Genomic DNA, 16,603 nt, shown 5'->3' with positions numbered 1-16,603 from the left:
TCGCCATACATTTACAGATGAATGTCAAGTTTTTTATGCAAAAAAGAGCGGGTTGTCTTTTCGACAACCTGCTCTTGATCTTGATTTTTTTGGCTAGCGCCTTAACTTAAAGGCAATGCAGATATTATTGATTACTCCCGATCATGTGCTCCCATACAGAGAGTACCCCGGCAGACCTTCACGCAAAGACCTCACTTTGTGCATTGATCTTGATTTACCTGAATTAAATTCTCTACCATCATCCTTATTTACCTGACACTACGATATTCAAGGCTTTTATTTTATCGTTATTAAGCGTGAAGTGGAAATCCAGTGGAATTGGACTGCCATTGAAATTACCTGAAATAGTGGCGGTGACAACCGTTTCGTCATTTTTCTCCGCACAATTGATGATTTCAGTCCTACCCGCAGCGTCCCTGTTTGCCTTGACAATAAACTTGCTGATAACTTCGGGACCATGAAATTCTTTTCCCACGTCAACTAAAATGGCATCCTCGGCAAAGCAGTTAGCGAGAAGGTCATCGTCAAAGATATCTGAGGCATGATAATAGGCTGCAATAGGCTGCGGCAAAGGAATTGCCCTACTGTTAGAGGAAAGAACAATGCGCAGGCATGTTATTTTATCTCCTTCCACAGTAAAATGAAAATCAAGATAGAGGGGATCCGGTAGTCCGGTTTTGTCGTAATTGCCGTCTGATTTTGCGGTAACAACGATCTCTTTGGCATTCTGAACGACATTTGTGATTTCCAGTCTTAAACGTGCTTCGAAATAGTCGTGGTCGCTCCACTCTTTGATAGCGGTTTTCCCGTGATATTCTTTGCCGGCATCAAAAACAACGGCATCTTCGGCAAAGATCGAAAGGAAGGTCGCGGGATCATCTGTATTTGTCGCATGAAAATGTTTCTCAACCGGTTGGGGTAATTGAATTTTGTTGTTCATCATAATCATCATCCACCTTTATAATGTGCGGACAACGCCGCCATCGATTGTATGCTCGGAACCGACAATGTAGGAAGCGCGGTCAGATACTAGAAAAGCAATCAGTTCTGCTACTTCCTCCGGACGCGCTGTTCGTCCTATTGGGATACCGCCGAGGGAATCCATCACAGCCTGCCGGGCGTCGTTATAGTCGTATCCGAGTTCCTCTGCCATCTGCTTAAGGAATTTTTCAGTAGACTTTGTTTCGGTGAAACCGGGTGCAACGCTGTTAACACGGATGCCTTTGGGTGCAAGTTCAGTTGCAAGCAATTTGCTGTAATTTCCAAGCGCAGCTTTGGCTGCTGAATATACCATGGTATCTTCTCCTGGAAAGCGCCGCCGTATGGATGTGACATGAATGATAGCACCATAGCCTTGCTTAATCATTGGCGGCAGCAACCCGCGGTCCAGCCGGACAGCAGCGAAGAAATTAGCCTCAAACGTCTGCTGCCAGTCTGCATCGGATTGCTTAAGAACGCCGCCGGCCGGGGTTGTAGAACTGCCGACATTGTTGACGAGGATATCGACGCCGCCAAAGCGTTCAAGTATATGATCCACAACCTTTGTGGTGCCATCGGGCGTGCTGATATCAGCTTGGATAAATAAATCCGATCCCTTTAAATGATCTGGGGTGGTTCGAGCTGTTGTGATGACCGTAGCGCCAGCTTTCGTAAGGCGCTTTACAGTTGCTTCCCCTATTCCTCCCTGGGTACCACCGGTAACAAGGATATGTTTGCCTTCAAATTCTTTGGGATCAACAATGAAATGGTTGATTTTTTCCATTAATGAAACCTCCTATTATAAGTTTTATTCAGGATGCTATTGTTCCGAAAACAGTACAAATTGATTAATTAATTAATCAGTGCGTGACGTGCTTACCTCATAACACAGAGAGGCCATTGTATCAAGGACACTGAAAATAAATTTTGAAACTTCCAAATGTGCCGGATGTGCAAGATATGCATCCAGGTCCTCCATGGATGCAAATTTCGTGATAAAAAGAACATCATAAGCACCTTCCTCAGGACGAACATTTTTTTCAATCTGTATATCCAGAAGGATATCAATTTTTCCTTTCATGCTGAGAAGAGCGGCCTGTACTTCACTTGTATCTTTTTCCGGATTCTTTAGCTTTAATAATACATTGTTTGCAATCATAGCTTTTCTCCTTTTCATATTAATGTTGTTCTAAAGCTCAATTACAATTATCAATATAATGGACAAAACCTGACGACAGTCCGTCAGGTTTTGTAATAATAAATAGTTATCAAAACATTAATCCAATTCTTCATCACCAGTTGTATGTCCAGAGGTTCTATTACAGTGTCGTGCTTTTACTCTATAAGACAAGTTTTCACTTTTATTAATGTTCTGTTCCCTTTAGAATTAACAATACTTCTTAAACAGTATTACTTATCCCGTAGTCTCCCTTGTAACTATTATCGTAATCGTGATAGATCAAAGATGATGTTCAAGCATTTTGATTGTTAAAATCGTTTCAGCAACTTCCTGGCCGCTCACTTGAAGTACAGTCCGATGATTACCCAGATAACGACGGCGAGTGGTCATTTCTGAAAAGCTATACTTACGCGTCACAGTAAAGTGTATACTACCTGCTACCGTCTTATCGGAAAGAAAAAAAGGATTTGCGGGATGACTTACTATTTGCCTTTACGGAATTAATACCGTATGCAATCCAAACATGCACCGGTTCATCTCCTCGTGTGTCAAGGCTGTATTGAACATCACAACTGTCCATTAATAATTCCGCCATTTATTGTCTCCTTCAAAATAAATATTTTTTCCTAATTTGATTTTGGTGGTTTAACAGAACTCCACTTATATTTGAAGACGTTACTTTTGCAGAGCCATTATCGACTACTACACGGTTGTCAACAATGGCGCTGTAGGCCTCATGTATTTTTTCAATTGGCGGCAGTTATACTATTCATTTTAATAAACTAAAATTGTTACGTGCTTAATATAATGTATCATTTTAAATATGACACACTAGTGTCATGTTAAGAATGATATACTGTGCTTGGATTGAGGTGATTTAATGCAGATCAGCAGACTTTTCGGCATTGTTTATTACTTACTTGAGAAAAAAGAAACTACGGGGAAAGAACTTGCCACCCGTTTTGAAGTATCGGTTAGAACAATATATCGCGATATTGAGACATTAAGCAGCGCTGGCATACCTATCTATACGAATCAAGGCAAAGGCGGCGGAATCGTCATTCTTGACAAATTTATACTGAATAAGTCGGTACTTTCTGAAAAAGAGCAGGATGAAATACTGCTCGCCTTGCAGAATCTATCAGCAGCGCGGTATCCGGAAATCGAGACTATTCTTTCACGATTAAGCAGTCTTTTCAAAAAGAGTGATGTTAATTGGATTGAACTGGACTTCTCACCCTGGGGAAGTGATGAAAGAAACAAAGAAAATTTTAGTGCACTAAAAATGGCAATTATCAGCAAACATATTATTATTTTCGAATATTTTAACACCTCGGGTGTGAGAAGCGTGCGCAAGGTTGAGCCGATTAAGTTGATTTTTAAGGATAAGGCATGGTATTTAAAAGCGTATTGTTATGATAAAAGAACACACAGAACTTTCAAAATATCCCGTATGGCTAATATTCAAATCACTGAAGATGTTTTTGAGCAACAGACATTAGTAGAATCTGCGGCCGAAGCGACAGATAATCAATTTCAGAAATTTATTGATATTCGGTTGAAAATCTCTCCTGAGGGAGCGTATAGAATATATGATGACTTTAGTGAAAAACAAATAACAAGACATGAAGATGGATCTTTTACAGTTATCGCATCTATGCCTGAAGGAGATTGGCTTTCAAATTACTTTCTCTCCTATGGCCCGGTTATCCAAGCGATAGAGCCTCAAAGTCTACGTGATGCTGTTATGAGCAAGATAGAGGTATTGATGGGGAATTTGAATCGAACGGGTGGTTCTGGCAAGTAAAGGAAGGTGATAGGATGGAAAGAATTATAATACATGCCGACTTGAATTCATTTTATGCAAGTGTGGAGTGTTTATTGAACCCTGAGCTTAAATCAGTGCCAATGGCTGTTATTGCAGGTCATGAAGAAAATCGACATGGAGTTATATTGGCCAAAAATGAACTCGCTAAAAAATATGGTGTAAAAACTGCCGAATCTATCAGGCAGGCAAAAAGTAAGTGCCCCGAACTGTTAACAGTGTTGCCCCACCACGATTTGTATAGGGAATATTCCGGAACAGTGAAGGCAATTTATGCGCGTTATACCAGTCAAGTGGAGAGTTTTGGCTTAGATGAATGCTGGATGGATATGACGAGTTCATCACTAAATCAAGATTCAGTAGAAGCATTTGCTAACACACTAAGGGAGACGGTCAAGTCTGAAACAGGATTGACAATATCGGTCGGTATATCATGGAATAAAGTGTTTGCGAAGCTTGGCTCTGATGTGAAAAAACCCGATGCTACAACAATGATCTCACGTCATAATTTCAAGGAGAAGGTTTGGCCGCTTCCTGCCTCTGACCTTCTTTTCGTAGGCAATGCCACTAATAATATACTTAGTAAGCATGGGATATATACTATTGGAGATATCGCAACATCAAAGCTAGAATTTTTACAACATATTTTAGACAATACTGGAAGAAAAATATGGACATATGCAAATGGTCTCGATACCACACCTGTTGCATATATCACTGAGAAAGAAAAATATAAAACAATTAGTAATAGCCTAACAACACCCAAAGATGTTATGGACATCAAGGAGGCCCGGGATTATATATTATTTCTTTCGGAAGGTGTTGCTCAAAGACTCCAGGAAAATAATCTAAAATGTAAAACAGTACAAATCATATTGAAGGACACTAACTTCCGCACAAAAAGCCGCCAGGGAAAACTAAGCTTTCCAACATATACAGCTACAGAAATTGCAGAAAAGGCTATAGATCTTTTAAGTCATAATTACAGTTTTCAGGTTCCCTTACGACTTATAGGAGTAACGGCTAGTGATTTAACGGATTTATCTGAGGGTGAACAACTAACCTTATTTGATAAATTTCCCTGACTTCAAAAATAGGAATTCTTTTAAATTTCTAAAATAATTGTTAACGGATATGATAAGAATTACAAAAAAATGGAGTTAAGGGCAAACCCATCTAAAGGTGGGGACGTAGCCGCAGGGTCTAAGATGCTTCAAAAAGCGTTATGATAACCTAGCTGCCGGAAGCCATGCAAAAGCCCGCCCTTATAACGTATAACGAGGGCGGGTCTTTGCCGTTTGGCTTTTGACGAATGATTCTTGGGGTATCAAATGCAGGGCTTTCGCCATGCCCCGGTGAAAGGGGTACCCATATGATCATTCCCTGCTTCTATCCTTTTCGGAGGTCAGAATAAAAACAGAGCATTTCGTACATACGACCCTCCAATAAGGAAATTAATAACTTTCCGAAAAGGTTAACTCCATCGAATGAAAAAGGAATGGAGTTTTTAAACAACTTCATATAAATATGTATTTCTTACGAAAAGATAATCTTTATTTGGACTTTTAATTCCTGCTGCTTGGAGAAACAACTCCTAGTCTTAGGTCTAGTACAACTCCATTCCCCAGACTGTGTTGAGTCTTATCTTCACCACGTATAATGAAATTAATTGAATAACGTGAGAGGAAGGACAGAGAAAATGAATGATAAAGTGTATACTAGGCCGATTGGAGTGCTGGATTCCATACAAGTTCCTGTAGAATCACAATCTAAACCTCGCAAACGCGGAGGAAGTCCCAAGACATACCGGAGTATTATATATTTCTTAATATCATTGCCGATCACGATTGTCTATTTCGTGTTTATGGTGACAGGGCTAGCGTTATCCATTGGATTAACACCAATTTTCATCGGCATTCCCTTGTTTTTTGCAGTAGCTAAGGGATTAGATTACATCGTTAAATTTGAACAAGAGCTAGTAAGATCATTGCTGGATATTCCTAGATCGACTGAGGAACATAGATCAGATATGCAGAAAGAGGTAGCAGGCTTCCTTCAACGAATGAAATTGGGTTTTCATGGTGCGAATTTTGCACGTAACATCATGTTAATTATGGGGCGGTTCGTTTCCAGTATTATCTTCTTTTCACTTACGGTAGCTATGGTAGCGACTGCATTGAGTCTGATTACACTACCTGTGCTTCATCAGATTTTTCTGCAAACGATGGATTTGAACATTCTTGAGAATAGTGTGTTTTCTTTGTTTAATATCCACTGGACATTACCTCAACAGTACATTTCTTATGTTGTAGCTGGATTTGTCGTTGCCGTGATCGCATCTTGGGCGATTCGGTTGCTTATGGATGTACAACGTAGAATGTTGCTTGTACCCTACGATGAAGTACAGCAGTATTAATTAATAGTAATGAATCGGGTTGTCCCTTAAGCCATGAAATGGCTGTCTGGGACAGCTCATTTTTTCAGTGCGCACAGTATGGGCGTTAGCTCTTGGGTTGAAGTCCGAATGGAGAAAGGCAGTTTCACAGTTTGCATCAATATGCCTTTGGACAAGCAATAGTTAGACTGAAGGATACTCGTAGAGGCACGGGTCAGCGCACATATTAGTTCAGAAAGCACCGTGAAGAACTCAAAACAATGGAAACCGCTACTGACATACTGTTGCAGTAGGGGGCTTGTATAATCAAGACAAACATCATAAACAACCCCATATACTAAGGAGGACATTACATTATGTCAGCAATTGGACCCGACTTCATTTCACTTCAAGTGAGTAATCTCGAAGGCTCTGCGGAATTCTATCAAAACTATCTTGGACTGGTACGCTCACAGGCGGGACCACCTCATGCTGTGGTCTTTGAAACAAAGCCTATTACATTTGCTCTTCGTGACCTAATGCCAGGAATCGAACTCGGTTCAGGTACTCAGCCTGGGCTTGGTGTCGCTCTGTGGCTTCATGCGCCGGAAGAAATCCACGACAAGCTTGTTGCAGCAGGTGTCAAGATTACATCTGCACCAATAGATGGACCATTCGGGCGAACCTTTACATTCGCCGACCCAGACGGGTACCTAGTTACCCTTCACAGTAGAGCTTAATTCGCAAATGTATCCAACTTAATGATAGTGATAACTTCTCTGCCACAGAGAGCCTAGTGATTATTACAGCATTAAGACCGTGTTCCTAAAGTGATAGGCTTCCCATATGGTAATAGGTGAAATAATAAATCCTGTTATACTCCAATGTCACTCTCCCTTTATACACCTAATTAATATCTCGGACTATCTTCCCGAAAACTCAACGTAATCATCCGAGTAGATGCCGCAGCTTGCTGCTCCTCGCTAAAAACGTAAGCAAATGAATAAGAATATTCAAAAAAGGTACTGTATCAGCGATACAGTACCCGTTTCGATTCTGAAGTAGAATTACTGGTTAATAGCGAACACACCCACTTGCTCTCCAGACTGTCCCATCCACAGCGCTCCGTTACCGATCATAACCCCTTTCCAACTAACAACTACTTTATCGACTTTTTGCGCTAATAACGCCTTCTTCACTTTTGCAGTCATGATTTGATCGTATTTTGTAATAAGATCTTTCTTCGTTTTGATTTCCATGGTCTTCCCCTTATTATTCACTTTCAGTGGGTACACCATCAGATTGGCGACTTCGGATTTTTTGCCTTCTTTAACGTATTTCTGGAGCAAACTGAAGTTATGCTCAAACACGATTGGATTGTTGATGCCCGCGACTTCATAAGGATTGTTAATGATATTTACCGCAATAACTCCAAGTTTATTGTTTCGTTCACCGATCCACACCTCTCCATCTCCAACCATAACTCCTTGGTAGTTCACAAATAGTTTATCAACTTGTTGGGCCAGCAGCTTGTCACGAACAAGGGAAGTGAAGATACGATCGTATTTCTTGATAAACTCATCCTTGGTATAAATCACATACGTTTTGTTGTCTTTGTTCAAATTCATTGGAAAGGAGATCAGCTCTGCCACTTCTGCCGGTTTGTTATCCTTAACCGCTTTCTGTAATTTAGCAAAATACGCCGTAAATTCTGCTTGATCGTCTATGCCGGCAACCTCGTAAGGATTGTTGCTATCTGAACTCGTTGCGTAAGCAGGTGCTGCAGGTTTTGTACCTTGCTCCGCCCATGCTTGACCGGAAAATGCAGTTATAAGAATTGAGAAACTCAGAATAATTGCGGCTTTTTTCATGCTAGTGTTTGTCATTATTGATTCCTCCAAATTAATTTATATTCCGAGTATATAACTTAGCTGTGTACAACAAGTGTACAACGCTGAAACATTCAGACATGGAATTCGGGTTACTTTCTATCAAAAAAACTCCTGCCAAATTAAGAGCAGAAGCTTCTTTAAGTAATTTCAGACAATCCTAATCCTCTAAATTTTGAGTTATACGCATGAATTCCGCTTGATTTATCGGCAGAAATCATTTGATAATTAACTTATATATCCAGGAGGTGCCTCTTGAGAAAAATATCCTGTTTCGCGCTGATTCCGTTGCATATTATTTTACTCTTTCTACTTAGCTATGAAAGCAATGATTTGATTAATACTTACCTCGTGTTGCCGTATATAATACCAAACACATCAATAAATCCGTACATAACTTCCTATTTTTTCAATGGGATATTGAATGCAGTATTCGCCTGTATACTCCTAATGATCTGGTCAAGAGGTCAAGGTCTTAAACGTCAATCTAATGAAATCGACTTCCGTTTTAAGCATTTTAGACATCACTTTAAAACGATCCTGATCTTTGTAACAATTTTCATGAGTATTTATGTTTTATTCGGTACTCTTGCTGCAAAACAACACTTGTTTGATTATTCATTTCCATTTCCTCTAACTAACCTCAACATAATGCAATGGTTTGTATTTCAATTACTCATTTCCAATTTAGAAGAGATCTTCTTCCGATATTTGGTTATCTTGATTCTTCTTAAATTATGGAGCCGTCTCTTCACCAAACCTTTGCATCTTCAGATTGCAGTTGTTGCCGCCTCTACTTTAATATTTGCTATGCGACATATCGGGTTCATCTTATATCCATTCGAAATAACTTATTTGGTTCCACTTCACATTTTAGTGGTCAGTGTAATGGGAATATTCTTGGGCATTATATTTATTAAAACCAGAAGTTTTTGGGCTGTGTATACTTCACATGGGTTGATTAACGGATGTATATTGGCATTTCTACTTACACTAAATATAATGTTGGGTTGAAGCCTATTTCTTCTACTCGTTCACCGACTGTTCGGTTGGAGCCAATGCCAGCTTTAATGACAGCGTTGCAACAAAAGATAGGACCAAACCCGTCGCGCAGGCGATCAGGAAGCCGCTGAATCCATCTCCCAAGTAAGCCGGCAAGGTTGCCAATCCGGGAAAAGCGAAAGAAATCGCAGCCGAGTGGAATATCCCGGCGAGCCCACCACCAATGGCTCCTGCACAGCACACAACAACCATCGGCTTGCGCAGGGGAAGATTCACACCAAACATCGCGGGTTCGGTGACACCGAATAATGCTGAAATCGCTGCGGATAATGAGAGTGTTTTAAACTTTTTATCCTTGGCTTTGAAGAAAACCGCAAGCGCCGCTCCTGCCTGGGCGAAAGCTGCCGGACCCATCAAGGCCAGAATCGTATCCGAACCGTTAAGTGTAATATTATTTATGGCAAGAGGCACCAAACTCCAGTGCAGTCCGAATATGACCATCACCTGGATAGCTCCGCCCAGAGCCATTCCCGCCCCGACTGGACTGAGATTGTACACAAACCCATATCCTTTAGCGAGCGCATCCCCTACAATCATGCCCATTGGACCAAAGACCAACAGCGTAACGGCAGAGACGATAATGATAGAAAATAAAGGTGTGAAGAAGCCTCGGATGACTTCGGGTAACACTTTATAACAGAATCTTTCGATGTATAGCAACAACCCTGTCGCCAGAATAATGGGAATTGCGCTGGCCGGATAATTAACAGGCGTAATGCTCAGGCCAAAAAAACTAATGGTTTGATCGTCTCCAAAAAGAGTACTAAGACTCGGATGCAGCAGCACTCCGGCAATGACTACGGCGCAAAATGGGTTGGCCCCGAATTTTTTTGCCGATGTAAATGCCAGAAGAACGGGAAGATAATAAAACAGGCTGTCAGCCATTGCATTCAGCACCTGATAGGTACCTTCCGTCTTGTTAAGCAGATCTAATGCCACAGCGCCAGCCAGCAAACCTTTCATAATTCCCGCCGCGCTCAAAATATTCACTAAGGGAAGAAAGATACCGGAAATCCCATCGATAATGATATTAACTATACTCTTCCGGGGCTGCTTAGCAGAAACAACTAGATTTTCAACCTCCATATGTACCTCCTACATTCACAACGAATTCGCCAGTCAAGGCGTCCGCCTCGACCAAACAAAGACTACTATAACATAGATAATATAAGTACAGGCACCCCTAAAATTAGTGCAATGATGAGTCATAGCCTCTTCACCAAAAACTGAAGATATTCAAACGCAAAAAGACACTAACTTGAGTTAGTGCCATCGCGGATAGAATCCCTTGGAGAAGTTCAGCTTAAAGGCTTTGGTCCAAAGTACTCTTCATAAATAAAATCAAGATCACTGAGAATATAGCTTTCCATTTGATCAGGGTTGGTATCGTTTGTAATGAAGGTTAATTGGAATTTTATATTATTAAAATACTTGTTATCCAGTTGTTTGAACAGACTCATCGCCTGTAACCGATCCCCTACCGCTTCAAAGTTATAAGTTAAGCCGTCTTGGTCGTTGAATGCAGGTTCTCCATAAATACGAATTACTTCTTTTCGGCTTGCGGGCATCCGAAGGCCTTTGTTAGTCTGCACTTCAGGTGAAGGATCAACGAGAATTGCAGCTACGATATTTCCGCGATAATATACAGATACTTTCCCGTATGTATCCATGACAACCATGGAATAGGAAAGCTGACTATCCGGCTTGCCGTTCGTAGCTTCTACTGTTTCACGATGCATACCTAGTGAAATCGGCTTATCTTTTCCATTGCGAATGCCAATGATTTCTTCCTCAGTGAACGTTGGTCTTGATGGATCAGGTTTCGTATATAGATCTTCTATGGATTGAGTAAAGGCTGCCTGTTCGACGGATATATCTCGGATATTACCTGAACTGCTGACGTCAAATCTTAACGTGTATATGTCCGTTTTACCCTTTATTTCTTGAGTAGCTGAACCATAAATCTGTTTGAGTTACCCTTTGTCAGTTGAAAAACATATTCCCTTCTAGAGTCTTCCGTCCGGGAAGGTTGCCCGAGCTTCATTAGGACTTTCTTCCAAGGGGTTCCAAACTTGAATTGGCCATTTAAAGATGTTTCGTACCCAGTAGTACTAATAGAAGCGGCTAAACCGTTAAGATAACCAACAGTGACATGTCCCGTTGTGATGCTGTTACCGTAGGCGTAGCCTCTGAAGCCCGGGTATCCGATTTCTGTCGGCTTCCCCAGCAAATGATCTACCTGCTGTTTGGTCATGCCTGGCCGGATGTATACCGGCTTGTTCTCCTTAAGGATTTGGATGGTTAAGTACGGATGCTGAATGATACTCCCGCTGACCACATTCGCGCTTGATGCAGCTGCGTGTACTTGATATGTAGCAGAAACTGACACTGTCCTTAGGATGGCGATAAGGATCATTATTGAAACTACACGCCTAACCCGCCAGCCGCCATAGCCCGACTTTCTTTCTATCTTTAAGTATGCCCCCATTAAATTCTTTCCTTTCAGTTATATTGCTGAAATATGCTATCTATAACTATTCAATAGAATTGGTGAATTATTCACTAGGCTGCCAATTCCTGCCGCTTATGTACTGTGTCACTAAAAAGTATATTATTGGGGAATATTGCCACTCATTAATATTCGGTAATGAAAAGTAAAGTCCTTTATATGTACATAACGATTGATTCTACTTCTAGCGCACATATAAAATGAAAAGACTAATTCAATGAAATAAGGGGTGCAGATATTGGGTTCGTTTCTTTCGAATATCCAGGTTTTTACCGGATTGAAGGATAGCGCGATGTTGCTGGAGGAGCTAGTGCTTGCCGTAAGAGATAGCATTTCCGGGATAGAATACGAAGAAACGGAAGATGCAGAATTAGCCGACCGGTCTCTGATTCTACAAGTTTCCTCCGAACGGTGGATATCTATCTACGACCAAAGGCTTGACGTTCAGGATATAGACGAAATGGATGCACTTGGTGCATTCATCTCTGCTCGTGTTGGTGTCCCTGCCGTTGGGTCTGTCGTACATGATAGCGATTTACTGTTGATGCGCCTATATAGGAATGGCAGGAATGCCGATACGATGATTAGCAACTTGGATATATTTAACGAGTTATCCGAGGGAAGACGTCCACGGAAACGGAATGGACAACCTTCGAAATGGCTGGAGGTTTGTGCGCCTGGCGTAAACCCTTCCCAATTGAAAGCTATATGGGAGCAAGAGATGGTCTTCGCGGAAGACGCGTTGATGCTAGCAGCGGACTTGCTGGCTATTCCAGCTGAAGCGGCGTTGAGGGGTTATGAGTTTGAACCTACGTTAAGTAAAAATTCATTGAAGGACGATCTGGTGAAAGTTCTTCATTTTCGCAGCAAAATCCGTTTTTCCGATTACTTCGTGCAGAACGAAGCACCAAAGATGGCTTTCACAAGCTGGCACTACTATGCAGGAGGGAATGTCGGTATGCCCTCCACGCTTCATTTTGGACTGACCAATCAAGGCCAAGCCTTCACGGGACTAGACGTGTTGTTATGGGGTCCGGCACTAGAGGAGCAATTGATAGAAATGGGATTGGGTATGGTTAACCGTGTATCAAACGATTTTAATACGCGCGAGGAATGGACATGCGACTTACAACCGTCTGATTTCGAAATGGAACAGGCGGGAACAGATAAACGAATTCAGGTCAAAGGATACAAATATGAATTTCCAGAAGTCGCGTTTCCAAAAGGGTATATGCAGATTTTATACCCTGAGACGGCCGCCCAGTTGGGCATCGTCGATAAGTGGATAAAGAAGTTCTCTCTTCCTCACTATTCATTCCTGCTTACATTTACGGGAAACAGCCTTGGCAATTCAAATCTTTACATCTCAATCATTCCCAGGGAGGCTCCGAAAGGCCAAGTAGGTTTGAGTTTACCCGTATATATTGGAGTAGTACCGAAGCTGGATATATTCTAGTTAAGACGGTCAGCTGTGATTAAGTTGACCGTCTTTTCAACTACAAATGTCGTTTCTCATAGAACAGATTGTATACTATTTTCCTTTAGCAATAACTGTGTATAGGCTGTTCTTGACATCATACGTTAGTTTAACAGTTACATAGGCGTCCTTCATATGTTTGATGTGCGGCTTGAGACTCTTCACCGACATGCGGAAGGTCAGCTTGAATACGTCGAATAGAAGTTCTCCAGCAGGTAAGCTCGGACCTCATCCTGTGATTTCCGTTTCATCGGATCGAGATTCTTAAACAGCTTGGCGTCGGGTACGCCTATAGATAGTTTTTCAAGTCATCGCAAACCGATCACACTAGCTCTGAAATAAACATAGGTGTAGAGCCGTCCTCTGGATGAAATCCGATCCTGTTATAGAAATCTACGGCATGAGGATAAGAGATTAATACTTTTGTTTTGTATTCATGGTATCTATCGAGCATGATATTCATTAATTCCTTCCCTATTCCTTTGCCCTGATAACTCGGGTGAACAAGCAAATAATGAAAATATACCGTTAAAGCACCGTCTGACAAAGCATTAACCAAGCCGATCAGCATTCCGTCTTCCCATGCAGTAACTATGGAGTGGGATCCCCGAATGGCCTGGAAAAGCTCGTTTGGGTAATTGCCAGATTCCCATTCTACGGAAAGAAATAACTTCTGGAGAAGTTCGGCAGTAATCTCTTCTTTGTTCGAAGCATAATAAATACTCATTCCTCTACCTTCCTCTCATATCCCTAATCACTACTCAACATCTGTTAAATCTCAATATATCGTTAAAAATTGGAATGGAAAATGGATTGACTGAAGAGTAATTTGTGTTTATTTCACTTCCGGAAACTTTAAAAAGATTCTTCTATCCATGAGGCTGGTAGCTCATCACCCTGGAACGGGAATTAGTTCAAGCACTCCAACACCGAGTGTGTTACCATAACCAGTAACTTGGAATCACAGCATCGACAGACCAGATTGTATTCTCAAAGCATATCTGCTAAGAACCGGGACACATATCAGCCTATCGAATGGAGAATGACTATGAGAGAAGCACTAAAGGATACCGGCTTACCCAACGAACATGGAGTACGTACGATGACAGCGATGGTCTATGATACCTACGGATCGCCAGAAGTGCTCCGGATAGAACAAGTGGACATCCCCGTTCCTTTGGAGCATGAAGTATTAATCGAAGTCTATGCGGCTTCAGTTAATTCCTGGGATTGGGACCTGCTCCGCGGGAAACCATACATCACGCGCCTTGGCGGGCTTCGTAAGCCCCGTTACCGGATTCTTGGCGCGGACGTCGCGGGCCGGGTAATCGCTGTGGGTGCAGCCGCCAAACGGTACCAACCGGGGGAAGAGGTGTTCGGGGATCTTTCAGGTTGTGGCTGGGGCGGATTTGCAGAGTATGTATGTGCCAGCGAGAAAGCCCTAACCCCAAAGCCTGCCGGGTTGAGCTTCGAACAGTCAGCGGCCATTCCTCAAGCAGCCGTTCTAGCCTTACAGGGAATACGGGATAGAGGTATGCTGCGAAAGGGACAGCGGGTTCTAATCAATGGGTGTGGTGGTGGCGTGGGTACGTTTGCGGTTCAATATGCCAAATGGCTCGGTGCAGAAGTGACCGGCGTTGACAGTACCGGGAAGCTGGAAATGCTGCGTGCTATAGGGGCGGATTATGTAATTGATTATACGAAAGAAGACTTCACTGCAAGCGGACTTCAATACGACCTGATTCTCGATGTCGTGGGAAACCACTCGGTTCTTGCAGTAAAGCGCGCACTAACGTCAGGCGGTACGTATGTCATCGTCGGCGGCTCACCGCTTCATATCCTTCTTTCTCTGATGGCAGCCCCACTGTCTGCTTGGCTTAATAAAAAGAAAATTGCGCTGCTTGTCCATAAGCCGAACCACGAGGATCAAATGGTATTGAAGACACTGACTGAAGCAGGCTACATTGTGCCTGTTATTGATCGGCAGTATCCGCTAAACAACGCGGCCCAGGCGCTTCGTGATCTTGGAGAAGGCCGTGCGAAAGGGAAACTCGTAGTGAGCATGAAAAGTTAGTGTTCCCTGTTATTATTTCATTCTAGATAATCTTTGACCTTACAGAGCCAGATCATATGATCTGAACCAGGTCCCCAATAGTCCGGAACTGTGAGATAAGGCATGCCGAATTTTCGCAGCCATCTTGCCTGAGCACGCTTGTAGCCACTGTCCAGGCAAAACCGATCCGTGCCCTTTTTATCGAGAAATGAGACCATCGCCTGAATTAAGGTTGACCCGATCCCTTGGCTTTGATAGCTTGGCAGCACATATAAACTTCCCAGTTCACTCACATCATCAAGTCGATGTTCTGTGCATGACCGAATCACTTCACCACATGGTGCAACGGAAATGGTTCCGACAACAACCTCTTTTACTTTAGCAAGCAGGAACCAGGTATCTGTAATCGTCGGGTCCAGTGATTCCTCAACCATCCGCTTTTTACTTTCAATTTCCTGTTGAATATCCTCTTGAAGATGACCCAACCCTTCTTGTACGAAAGCGTCTGTAATAGAAGCTTCAAAGAGCCGGTTTACCGAATGCATATCGGCCTGAGTGAGCTGGCTTATGGTCAAATGATATGTATTAGTCATGTCTGATACACCTCTATACAAAATTTAATGAACTACGAAAACTACATAAGCTGAACTTAATAATATAATGAAAAGGAAAAGTGACGTTCACAGAAAGTTCACTTATGTGGGGGTTTTTAATGTCGCTATTTTTCTTGATTATTTCAATTATATCAGTAAACACTATTGCACCTACGATAACGGGTTTGGAACTTGGTTTCAGTAAGGAGGTTTATTTGAATACTTTAAAAATTATTCCGTTTATGTGGATCATCGTAATGTTATCCATAAGATTAATCGCGGGACCGATTGTAAGGAAGCTGACTCCAAAATTCGCGGGTCCAACAGACGGATTTAATGCCAGAGTATTATTGAATACCTTATTAAATGTAACCGTGTTATCTCTTTGGTTATCCTTTGAACACTTCTTTCATATTTGGCCTAGAAACTTTGGTGTAGCCTTTTGGATTGAAATACTGATAGCCCAGCCTATAGCAAGATTTGCAATGAAAAAATTACACCTTAGTCAGGCGCGTAAAGCTTTAACTGTGAATTCTTAACGCATCAAATGATGATAGTCATCCCATATACATTTTGCAGAAATTTATAGTAATCTTTTATAGTTGATTCTGAAACCTTCTATGTAATAGAATGGACTAATTATAATAGAATCATCTATTTCAA

Annotated in this window: 19 protein-coding genes and 1 riboswitch; of the genes, 8 read left to right on the top strand and 11 right to left on the bottom strand. The window is 41.8% G+C overall.

Annotation, left to right across the window (positions count from 1 at the left end):
* Window positions 1-244: 244 nt before the first annotated feature.
* The 5 genes from ACAN55_RS06535 to ACAN55_RS24240 form a co-directional block, all read right to left on the bottom strand.
* Window positions 245-952 (bottom strand): nuclear transport factor 2 family protein, encoded by a 708-nt coding sequence (locus ACAN55_RS06535; RefSeq protein ID WP_379129750.1) that lies wholly within the window; start codon window positions 950-952, stop codon window positions 245-247.
* Between the two features lie 6 nt (window positions 953-958).
* Complete coding sequence (locus ACAN55_RS06530; RefSeq protein WP_379129748.1) at window positions 959-1,762, bottom strand: SDR family oxidoreductase; 804 nt, start codon at window positions 1,760-1,762, stop codon at window positions 959-961.
* 72 nt (window positions 1,763-1,834) lie between these two features.
* Window positions 1,835-2,137 (bottom strand): Dabb family protein, encoded by a 303-nt coding sequence (locus tag ACAN55_RS06525; protein WP_379129746.1) that lies wholly within the window; start codon window positions 2,135-2,137, stop codon window positions 1,835-1,837.
* 300 nt (window positions 2,138-2,437) lie between these two features.
* Window positions 2,438-2,644, bottom strand: a complete 207-nt coding sequence (locus ACAN55_RS24245; RefSeq protein WP_489685767.1) for a hypothetical protein — start codon at window positions 2,642-2,644, stop codon at window positions 2,438-2,440.
* A 121-nt stretch (window positions 2,645-2,765) separates the two neighbouring features.
* Window positions 2,766-2,909 (bottom strand): hypothetical protein, encoded by a 144-nt coding sequence (locus tag ACAN55_RS24240; protein WP_489685766.1) that lies wholly within the window; start codon window positions 2,907-2,909, stop codon window positions 2,766-2,768.
* Window positions 2,910-3,038: 129 nt separating this feature from the next.
* Between ACAN55_RS24240 and ACAN55_RS06520 the strand changes: the two genes are divergently transcribed.
* The 4 genes from ACAN55_RS06520 to ACAN55_RS06505 all read left to right on the top strand — a co-directional run bounded on the left by ACAN55_RS06520 (window position 3,039) and on the right by ACAN55_RS06505 (window position 7,097).
* A complete protein-coding gene (locus ACAN55_RS06520) occupies window positions 3,039-3,965 on the top strand; it encodes a helix-turn-helix transcriptional regulator (protein WP_379129744.1) in 927 nt (308 codons plus the stop codon).
* Window positions 3,966-3,979: 14 nt separating this feature from the next.
* Window positions 3,980-5,068, top strand: coding sequence for a DNA polymerase Y family protein (locus ACAN55_RS06515; RefSeq protein ID WP_379129742.1), 1,089 nt, complete (start codon window positions 3,980-3,982; stop codon window positions 5,066-5,068).
* A 70-nt stretch (window positions 5,069-5,138) separates the two neighbouring features.
* A riboswitch (cyclic di-GMP riboswitch) is annotated at window positions 5,139-5,228 on the top strand.
* Between the two features lie 454 nt (window positions 5,229-5,682).
* Window positions 5,683-6,399 carry a sensor domain-containing protein gene (locus tag ACAN55_RS06510; RefSeq protein ID WP_379129739.1) on the top strand — a complete coding sequence of 239 codons (717 nt, stop codon included), beginning with the start codon at window positions 5,683-5,685 and terminating at the stop codon, window positions 6,397-6,399.
* A 335-nt stretch (window positions 6,400-6,734) separates the two neighbouring features.
* Window positions 6,735-7,097 carry a VOC family protein gene (locus ACAN55_RS06505; protein ID WP_379129737.1) on the top strand — a complete coding sequence of 121 codons (363 nt, stop codon included), beginning with the start codon at window positions 6,735-6,737 and terminating at the stop codon, window positions 7,095-7,097.
* 327 nt (window positions 7,098-7,424) lie between these two features.
* On the opposite strand, the gene ACAN55_RS06500 is transcribed toward ACAN55_RS06505, so the two are convergent.
* Window positions 7,425-8,228: a hypothetical protein gene (locus ACAN55_RS06500; RefSeq protein ID WP_379129734.1), complete on the bottom strand. Its 804-nt coding sequence runs from the start codon at window positions 8,226-8,228 to the stop codon at window positions 7,425-7,427.
* 468 nt (window positions 8,229-8,696) lie between these two features.
* Between ACAN55_RS06500 and ACAN55_RS06495 the strand changes: the two genes are divergently transcribed.
* The gene (locus ACAN55_RS06495; RefSeq protein ID WP_379129731.1) at window positions 8,697-9,260 is read left to right on the top strand and encodes a CPBP family glutamic-type intramembrane protease; all 564 of its coding nucleotides are present in this window, start codon (window positions 8,697-8,699) and stop codon (window positions 9,258-9,260) included.
* Window positions 9,261-9,272: 12 nt separating this feature from the next.
* On the opposite strand, the gene ACAN55_RS06490 is transcribed toward ACAN55_RS06495, so the two are convergent.
* The 3 genes from ACAN55_RS06490 to ACAN55_RS06480 form a co-directional block, all read right to left on the bottom strand.
* A complete protein-coding gene (locus tag ACAN55_RS06490; protein WP_379129728.1) occupies window positions 9,273-10,394 on the bottom strand; it encodes a PTS transporter subunit EIIC in 1,122 nt (373 codons plus the stop codon).
* Between the two features lie 212 nt (window positions 10,395-10,606).
* Window positions 10,607-11,047, bottom strand: a complete 441-nt coding sequence (locus ACAN55_RS06485) for a hypothetical protein (protein ID WP_379129725.1) — start codon at window positions 11,045-11,047, stop codon at window positions 10,607-10,609.
* Between the two features lie 197 nt (window positions 11,048-11,244).
* Entirely contained in the window at window positions 11,245-11,796 is a 552-nt protein-coding gene (locus ACAN55_RS06480; RefSeq protein WP_379129722.1) for a hypothetical protein, read from the bottom strand.
* A gap of 259 nt (window positions 11,797-12,055) precedes the next feature.
* Between ACAN55_RS06480 and ACAN55_RS06475 the strand changes: the two genes are divergently transcribed.
* On the top strand, window positions 12,056-13,273 hold the full coding sequence (locus tag ACAN55_RS06475; RefSeq protein ID WP_379129719.1) for a hypothetical protein: 1,218 nt from the start codon (window positions 12,056-12,058) through the stop codon (window positions 13,271-13,273).
* Between the two features lie 343 nt (window positions 13,274-13,616).
* On the opposite strand, the gene ACAN55_RS06470 is transcribed toward ACAN55_RS06475, so the two are convergent.
* Window positions 13,617-14,021, bottom strand: a complete 405-nt coding sequence (locus ACAN55_RS06470) for a GNAT family N-acetyltransferase (RefSeq protein WP_379129716.1) — start codon at window positions 14,019-14,021, stop codon at window positions 13,617-13,619.
* Window positions 14,022-14,342: 321 nt separating this feature from the next.
* On the opposite strand from ACAN55_RS06470, the gene ACAN55_RS06465 reads away from it, so the two are divergent.
* On the top strand, window positions 14,343-15,368 hold the full coding sequence (locus tag ACAN55_RS06465; protein WP_379129714.1) for an NAD(P)-dependent alcohol dehydrogenase: 1,026 nt from the start codon (window positions 14,343-14,345) through the stop codon (window positions 15,366-15,368).
* Window positions 15,369-15,385: 17 nt separating this feature from the next.
* Here the strand turns inward: ACAN55_RS06465 and ACAN55_RS06460 are convergent, their stop codons facing one another.
* Window positions 15,386-15,940, bottom strand: coding sequence for a GNAT family N-acetyltransferase (locus ACAN55_RS06460; RefSeq protein WP_379129711.1), 555 nt, complete (start codon window positions 15,938-15,940; stop codon window positions 15,386-15,388).
* A 215-nt stretch (window positions 15,941-16,155) separates the two neighbouring features.
* Between ACAN55_RS06460 and ACAN55_RS06455 the strand changes: the two genes are divergently transcribed.
* A complete protein-coding gene (locus ACAN55_RS06455) occupies window positions 16,156-16,479 on the top strand; it encodes a hypothetical protein (RefSeq protein WP_379129709.1) in 324 nt (107 codons plus the stop codon).
* Window positions 16,480-16,603 lie beyond the last annotated feature (124 nt).

This window comes from Paenibacillus oryziterrae (assembly GCF_042610485.1).
Taxonomy (GTDB): domain Bacteria; phylum Bacillota; class Bacilli; order Paenibacillales; family Paenibacillaceae; genus Paenibacillus_AQ.
This window is presented reverse-complemented; position numbering and strand designations above follow the sequence as displayed.

Bases quoted from the DNA above. Each gene is read 5' to 3' on its own strand.
- ACAN55_RS06535 (WP_379129750.1), bottom strand. From the start codon at position 952: ATGATGATTATGATGAACAACAAAATTCAATTACCCCAACCGGTTGAG.
- ACAN55_RS06530 (WP_379129748.1), bottom strand. From the start codon at position 1,762: ATGGAAAAAATCAACCATTTCATTGTTGATCCCAAAGAATTTGAAGGC.
- ACAN55_RS06525 (WP_379129746.1), bottom strand. From the start codon at position 2,137: ATGATTGCAAACAATGTATTATTAAAGCTAAAGAATCCGGAAAAAGAT.
- ACAN55_RS06520 (WP_379129744.1), top strand. From the start codon at position 3,039: ATGCAGATCAGCAGACTTTTCGGCATTGTTTATTACTTACTTGAGAAA.
- ACAN55_RS06515 (WP_379129742.1), top strand. From the start codon at position 3,980: ATGGAAAGAATTATAATACATGCCGACTTGAATTCATTTTATGCAAGT.
- ACAN55_RS06510 (WP_379129739.1), top strand. From the start codon at position 5,683: ATGAATGATAAAGTGTATACTAGGCCGATTGGAGTGCTGGATTCCATA.
- ACAN55_RS06505 (WP_379129737.1), top strand. From the start codon at position 6,735: ATGTCAGCAATTGGACCCGACTTCATTTCACTTCAAGTGAGTAATCTC.
- ACAN55_RS06500 (WP_379129734.1), bottom strand. From the start codon at position 8,228: ATGAAAAAAGCCGCAATTATTCTGAGTTTCTCAATTCTTATAACTGCA.
- ACAN55_RS06495 (WP_379129731.1), top strand. From the start codon at position 8,697: ATGATCTGGTCAAGAGGTCAAGGTCTTAAACGTCAATCTAATGAAATC.
- ACAN55_RS06490 (WP_379129728.1), bottom strand. From the start codon at position 10,394: ATGGAGGTTGAAAATCTAGTTGTTTCTGCTAAGCAGCCCCGGAAGAGT.
- ACAN55_RS06485 (WP_379129725.1), bottom strand. From the start codon at position 11,047: ATGCATCGTGAAACAGTAGAAGCTACGAACGGCAAGCCGGATAGTCAG.
- ACAN55_RS06480 (WP_379129722.1), bottom strand. From the start codon at position 11,796: ATGGGGGCATACTTAAAGATAGAAAGAAAGTCGGGCTATGGCGGCTGG.
- ACAN55_RS06470 (WP_379129716.1), bottom strand. From the start codon at position 14,021: ATGAGTATTTATTATGCTTCGAACAAAGAAGAGATTACTGCCGAACTT.
- ACAN55_RS06465 (WP_379129714.1), top strand. From the start codon at position 14,343: ATGAGAGAAGCACTAAAGGATACCGGCTTACCCAACGAACATGGAGTA.
- ACAN55_RS06460 (WP_379129711.1), bottom strand. From the start codon at position 15,940: ATGACTAATACATATCATTTGACCATAAGCCAGCTCACTCAGGCCGAT.